Genomic DNA, 2,354 nt, shown 5'->3' with positions numbered 1-2,354 from the left:
GTTAGCGTTCAGCTGAAAAAACCATTTGGGGCTCAATAGAAATCACCAAATCCGGGTCAAAAGAAAAAGCCATTACCCAAAACCTTTCAAATCCTTTATACTGAACAGTGACCAAACAACCCAGTAGAAAGGATGAAGATGAAAGGAATACAGCGTAATGGCTTCTTGCCCATTATAGCACAAGCTATCGCAGAAATGGAAGAAATCCACGGTCAATTTTCAAGTCTGGATGAGATTAACCTTGCGGAACTTGGCCGTCGGACAGGACTTTCCAGAGCCAAACTGCGCCGTTTGAAAACAAATGGCTTTTGCGAAAAAGCACACGGCCTGAACGGACAGAAAAAAGAACATATCTTAGACGGATACAGTTCTGTTCTGGATGCTTTGCTAAAAAGTGGGGTTAGTAATTCAACTATTTGCTTGGAGCGGCTTCAAACAATGGGTTTTACCGGTAGTCGAAGCACAGTGAAACGGTATATCGCCGCTCACAAACATCTCATTCCAGCTAAACGCCAGCTGGTTGCGCCCCAGGGAAGCCGTGGTCGCCGGTACACTACAGAACCCGGTGAAACTTACCAGATGGACTGGGGATTCACAGATGTTCTGGACTATGACGGGAAAACCTACCGTGTTGCCTGCTTTGCCATGATCTGCCACCATTGTGGTCAGCAATATATTGAGTTTTTCCCCAACGCACGGCAGGAAAACCTGTTTATTGGGATGGTCCATGCTTTTCAATATATGGGAATTCCTCGCTTTGTGTTAACTGACAACATGAAGAGTGTCGTGCTGCACCGGGATCTGGAGGGGCATCCAGTTTGGCAGAAAGACTACGAATCCTTTATGCAAGTCCTTGGCTTTGAGACAAAGCTCTGTAAACCACGGCACCCTTTTACCAAGGGCAAAGTGGAACGGCTGGTTCGCTTTATAAAGGACAACTTCCTGGCCGACCGGGTATTTTGTGATCTTACGGATCTGAATTGGCAGGCTCTGGAGTGGTGTAACAAACAAAACGGAACTTACCGCCGCACAGTGGGTGGTGTGCCCCAAAAGCTTCACGAAACTGTATGCGGAGAGCAGCTGCGCATGGTTCCGGAAATAGAGGCTGTACGATTCTACCTCTGTCCGGAAAGAAAGATCTCCTTTGACGGCTTTGTAAATTACGAAGGCAGACGCTTTGGCGTACCGTACAGCTATCCGGGTGCAACGGCAAGAGTGGAGCGCAGTGGCGATTTGCTGCGTATCTATTCTGCTGACTTGAAAGTTCTGCTGGCGACACACGCCGTTACCTGGAGCCAAACCGACAGCCTTTGTAAAGGCCAGTACGAAACCTTGGAACAACCCGAGGAATTTCCCACAGCGCCGGTGCAAACACAGATTTTGCAGTTTCCCAAACCCTCACAGGATCTCTTCTTTGCCAAATTCGATTTTGACAAGGAGGACCAGATATGAAGGAAACAATTTTTGAGCAGGTGGCGGCTGCTGCTTCTGTTTTAAAGCTGGATCTTTCTACCGAGGAGTTTGCGCTGTTTGCAGAAGACCAAGAACTCTCGGAAGCGGGAATGGAGGCTGTGCAGAAGCTTCTCTCCTATCTCAGCGAAAAGAAGCAGCAGACCACGATTCAGACTTTGCTGAAAATGAGCCGTCTTCCCACAAAGGCACCCAAGACATTTGAGAACTTTGATTTCTCGCTGCTCAAGGGGAAAGATGTGGAACGTCTGAAGGTTCTGGCCTCTTTGAACGCTATCTACTCTCACCGTAACCTGGCCTTTATTGGGCCAGCAGGCACAGGTAAAACGCATCTGGCTCAGGCTTTCGGCTACGCCTGCTGCCAGCACGGGTTAAAAACCTATTTCATTAAGGCATCTGAACTCCGGGACCGATTTACAGCAGCCAGACGTTCCGGAAAGACAGATTCCTGTCTCAATGGTCTTGTGCGTCCCTCTTGCCTGATTATTGACGAGATTGGCCACTGTGCTTTTGACAAGGAGAATACCAGACTGTTCTTTGACCTGATTGACCGGCGTTACAACAAAGAAGGCAGTTTTAATATGATCTTCACCAGCAACAAGAACCCGGCTCTTTGGCGTGAGGATTTCGAGGAAGATGCCACTCTGCTGTGTACACTAGACCGCATCTTTGACGATGCTACTGTATTTAAGCTGCGTGGAGAAAGCTTCCGAGGCAAGAAGCTGGAAACAGTTTCTTTGCAAACAGGAAAGGTATCTGCAATTGAGCCAATAGCAACGAAAGAATAACCTGATTGGAAATCTGGGTTGTTTGGTCTTTTTACTTGATCTACGTTTGGTTATTTCCGCTGAGCCCCAAATGGTTTTTTCAGCTGAACTCTAACA

Annotated in this window: 2 protein-coding genes; both read left to right on the top strand. The window is 47.7% G+C overall.

The window, feature by feature from the left end; translation table 11 throughout:
• The first annotated feature begins 132 nt into the window (after window positions 1–132).
• Complete coding sequence (gene istA, locus JCM17207_RS07875; protein ID WP_238317061.1) at window positions 133–1,452, top strand: IS21 family transposase; 1,320 nt, start codon at window positions 133–135, stop codon at window positions 1,450–1,452.
• The gene (locus JCM17207_RS07870) at window positions 1,449–2,258 is read left to right on the top strand and encodes an ATP-binding protein (protein ID WP_238317060.1); all 810 of its coding nucleotides are present in this window, start codon (window positions 1,449–1,451) and stop codon (window positions 2,256–2,258) included. The genes istA and JCM17207_RS07870 overlap by 4 nt, the downstream gene beginning before the upstream one ends.
• Window positions 2,259–2,354: the final 96 nt, after the last annotated feature.

The organism is Faecalibacterium gallinarum (assembly GCF_022180365.1).
GTDB classification, from domain to species: domain Bacteria; phylum Bacillota; class Clostridia; order Oscillospirales; family Ruminococcaceae; genus Faecalibacterium; species Faecalibacterium gallinarum.
The sequence above is the reverse complement of the archived record's forward strand: the minus strand, read 5'-3'. Positions and strand labels throughout refer to the sequence as shown.